This is a genomic window from Desulfosarcina cetonica JCM 12296, assembly GCF_001311845.1.
Taxonomy (GTDB): Bacteria; Desulfobacterota; Desulfobacteria; order Desulfobacterales; family Desulfosarcinaceae; genus Desulfosarcina; species Desulfosarcina cetonica.
In genome coordinates, this window is record NZ_BBCC01000337.1 from 1 (window position 1) to 3713 (window position 3713).

Here is a 3713-nt window from a genome sequence, read left to right on the forward strand (position 1 = left end):
GGCGCCGGTCAGCGGCTATGTCTCCAAGCGGCTGGTCGAGCCGGGCCAGAGCGTGGCCGCCGGCATGCCCGCCTTTGAAATTGTGCGCCTCGATCCCGTGGAAATCCTCGTGGGCGTGCCGGAAACGGACATTCACCGGGTGACTGTGGGACAGAAGGCCACCGTCGCCCTGCCGGCCCTGCCCGATCAAACCTTCGAGGGGGCGGTGCGCATCATCAACATCAGCGCCGATCCCGGCACCCGAACCTACATGACCCGCATTTCGATTCCCAATCCCCGCCACCTGATGCGTCTTGGCATGGTGGCCGAGGCCGACATCATCGGAGAGGGGCAACGGGAGGCCGCGACCCTGCCCGTGGATGCCATCGTCCGCGATCCCCAGGGCGCCACCCAGGTGTTCGTCTACTACCCGGCGAAGAACCAGGTGTACGCCAAGCGGGTCACCGTGGGCGCGCTGATCGGAAAGGATGTGGAGATCACGGCGGGCCTGGTCGGTGACGAGGCCGTTGTCGTGGCTGGGCAGGACCGGCTCAGGGATGGGAGCCCGGTTTCCATCGTGGTTGGTGCCGGTCGCATGGAATAACAGGTACCCACAAGAAATGGCCAATTTGCCTATTTCTGGATGGGCACCAGTAAAGAGACCCCTTTCATGAATCCGATAAAAAACTCCTTGCGATTTCCAGCCGTGACCCTGGTGTTCGCCGTCCTGGTGGTCAGCATCGGACTCTATGCATTCTTCAACATGCCGCGCACCGAGGATCCCACGATCACCATCCGCACCGGGCTGGTCCTGGCCCAATATCCCGGCGCCACCGCCCAGCAGGTCGAGAAGCAGGTCACCAAGGTTCTGGAACGGCATATCTTCAAGTTTCCCGAGGTCCGCAGGGACAAGACCTTTTCGACGAGTCGTCACGGCCTGGTGGTGATCAATGTGGAACTGGAGGACAATGTCACCGAAACCGACGTCTTCTGGGCCAAGTTGCGCAACGAAATGAGCGAAACCGCGGCCACCGAACTGCCCGCCGGGGTGCGGGGGCCGACCGTCAACTCCGATTTCGGCGACACCGTGGCCATGCTCATCGCCGTGCACGGCAAACGTTATGGCTATCGTGAACTTCAGGATTATGTGGACCGCATCCAGGACGAGTTCCGCAAAGTCCGCCAAATCGGCAAGATGGCCCGTTACGGCGGACAGGCCGAACAGATCTGGGTGACCAGCGGCATGGCGCGCATTTCCCAGCACCTGGCCAACCCCATCCAGGTTTTGCGGGCCCTGCAACAGCGTAACGTGATCACCGCTTCGGGCAGTCTGGATGCCGGCCCGGTGGATGCTCCCTTGCGAACCAGCGGCGCGTTCAACACCGAGACGGAGATCCGCAATGTCATGGTGGATGTGTCCAGAACCGGCCAACCGGTCTACATCCGTGACATTGCCGACGTGACCCGCCGTTACGCCGACCCCACCTTTCTCGTGCGCTGCAACGGCGAACCCAGCGTGATGCTCTCCATCGAAATGCAAAAGGGGCACAACATCGTTCATCTGGGCGAGCGCATCGCAGCGGTTTTCGCTCGGCTCGAATCCCTGCTGCCCCCGGATCTTTCGCTGGATATCGTCGCCAACCAGCCGGCCGTGGTGAAAAACCGCATCACCCAATTGAGCCACGAGTTCATGCTGGCCATCGGCTCCGTGATCCTGGTGACCATTTTGCTGCTGCCCATCCGGGTGGCCGTGGTGGCCGCCGTGGCCATTCCCGTCACCCTGACCACCACCCTGGGGATCATGAACGCCTTCGGCATCCAGCTTCACCAGGTCTCCATCGCCGCCCTGATCGTGGTGCTGGGCATCATCGTGGACGACGCCATCGTGATTGCCGACAATTATGTGGAACTGCTCGATCACCAGGTGCCCCGGCCCGATGCGGCCTGGCGTTCGGCCACGGAGGTGGTGGTGCCGGTGTTCACGGCCACGGTGACGATCATCTGCTCCTTTTTGCCGCTGCTGATCATCTCCGGTTCGGTGGGGGAGTTCATCCGTGCGCTGCCCCTCACCGTTGCCATCGCCCTTGGCGTCTCCTTTGTGGTGGCCGTGATGCTGACGCCGATCCTGTGCCGCTTCTTCGTGCGCAAGGGCCTGCATGCGGGTGACGCCGCCGGTGATCCGGGCAAAAAGCATCTCTCCCTGCTGGACCGTCTTCAGGGGGTGTATGCCAAGGCCATCGGTTTTCTCATGCGCCACCGCATGGTCGCCGTGGCCTTGGGCGTGGTCACCGTCGCCCTGGGCATGCTCCTTTTCAAGGCGGTTCCCCAGCAGTTCTTCCCCTCGGCCGAACGCAACCAGTTCGTCATCGATGTGTGGATGCGCCAGGGAACCCGCATCGAGGCCACCGACGCGGCGGTCCGCCGCATCGAGGCCTATCTGAAGACGCGCGCCGACATCGCTCAGTATGCAAGCTTCATCGGCCAGAGCGCGCCCCGCTTCTATTACAACGTCAATCCCCAGCAGCCGGATACCGCCTACGGCCAGCTTATCGTCAGGACCCGCTCGGAAGAAGAGACCCCGGCCATCGTGGAGGCGCTGGGCAGTGAACTGGCCAAACGGGTGCCCGAGGCCATGGTGGTGGTCAAGGAGCTGCAGCAGGGCAATATCATCGAGGCACCCGTGGAGATCCGCATCTCCGGCGATAAACTCGGCGAGCTGAAACGGATCGCCGCTTCCGTGGAGGGGATGTTAAGGGATCTGCCCTACGCCCGTTACGTTCATCGGGATTTTTCAACGACGCCTTCATGGCCGATGTCAACGTCGATACCGAACTGGCCAGCCGGCTGGGGCTCTCCAACGCCATGGTGGCCCGGACCCTCTCCGCGCCTTCGACGGCCTGCCGGTGAGCATTTTCTGGGAGGGCGACCGGCCCGTGACCATCCTGCTGCGTCTTGAGAAGGATCAGCGCAGCAGCTTCAACGACGTGGACAACGCCTACATGACCTCCACCCTCACCGGCACCAGCGTGCCGCTGCGCTCGGTGGCCACCCTCGCGCCGGCGTGGGAGACCGGTCGTATCGTTCGCCGAAACGGGGGTGCGGACCATCACGGTAAGAAGCTTCGTCACCCGGGGGCACTACGCCTCGGCACTGCTGGCGACCATCCAGCCCCAGCTCGACGCCCTCGCGCTGCCCGAGGGCTACACGCTTTCCTACGGTGGTGAGAAGTTCAACCAGGACGAGACTTTTCCCCGGATGGTGACGGCCCTTGGCATCAGCCTGCTGGCGATCTTCCTGGTGCTGTTGGTGCAGTTCCGCAATGCCCTGGAGCCGCTGGTGATCATGGCCTCCATCCCGCTCATGCTGCCGGGGGCGGTGTTCGGCCTTTTGATTACCGGCAACGCCTTCGGATTTACGGCCTTCGTCGGTTTCATCAGCCTCACCGGCATCGTGGTGCGCAACGCCATCATCCTCGTCGATTACATCAATGAGAAAATCGGCGAGGGGCACAGCCTGGTGCGGGCCGCCACCGAAGCGGGACAGCGGCGCTTGCGGCCCATCTTCCTGACCACCATGGCGGCGGCCGTGGGCGTAACCCCCATGATCATCTCCCGGTCGAGCCTGTGGAGCCCCCTGGCCAGCGTGATCGCCGTGGGCCTGATCGTTTCCATGTTCTTCACCCTGCTGGTGGTGCCGGTGCTGTACGTGCTGATCTGTGGCCACCTGAAGAAGAA

General features: G+C 63.0%; 3 protein-coding genes. All 3 read left to right on the forward strand.

Translation table 11 applies throughout. The annotated features are described in order from the left end of the window. A partial coding sequence (locus JCM12296_RS33300; RefSeq protein ID WP_157068144.1) for an efflux RND transporter periplasmic adaptor subunit occupies nt 1–583 on the forward strand: 583 nt, incomplete at its 5' end. A gap of 66 nt (nt 584–649) precedes the next feature. Further along, nucleotides 650–2935, forward strand: coding sequence for an efflux RND transporter permease subunit (locus JCM12296_RS33305; protein ID WP_054702227.1), 2286 nt, complete (start codon nt 650–652; stop codon nt 2933–2935). Between the two features lie 140 nt (nt 2936–3075). Then, nucleotides 3076–3713: efflux RND transporter permease subunit (locus JCM12296_RS33310; protein ID WP_157068145.1), on the forward strand; the 638-nt coding region annotated here is incomplete at its 3' end.

Bases quoted from the DNA above. Each gene is read 5' to 3' on its own strand.
- JCM12296_RS33305 (WP_054702227.1), top strand. From the start codon at position 650: ATGAATCCGATAAAAAACTCCTTGCGATTTCCAGCCGTGACCCTGGTG.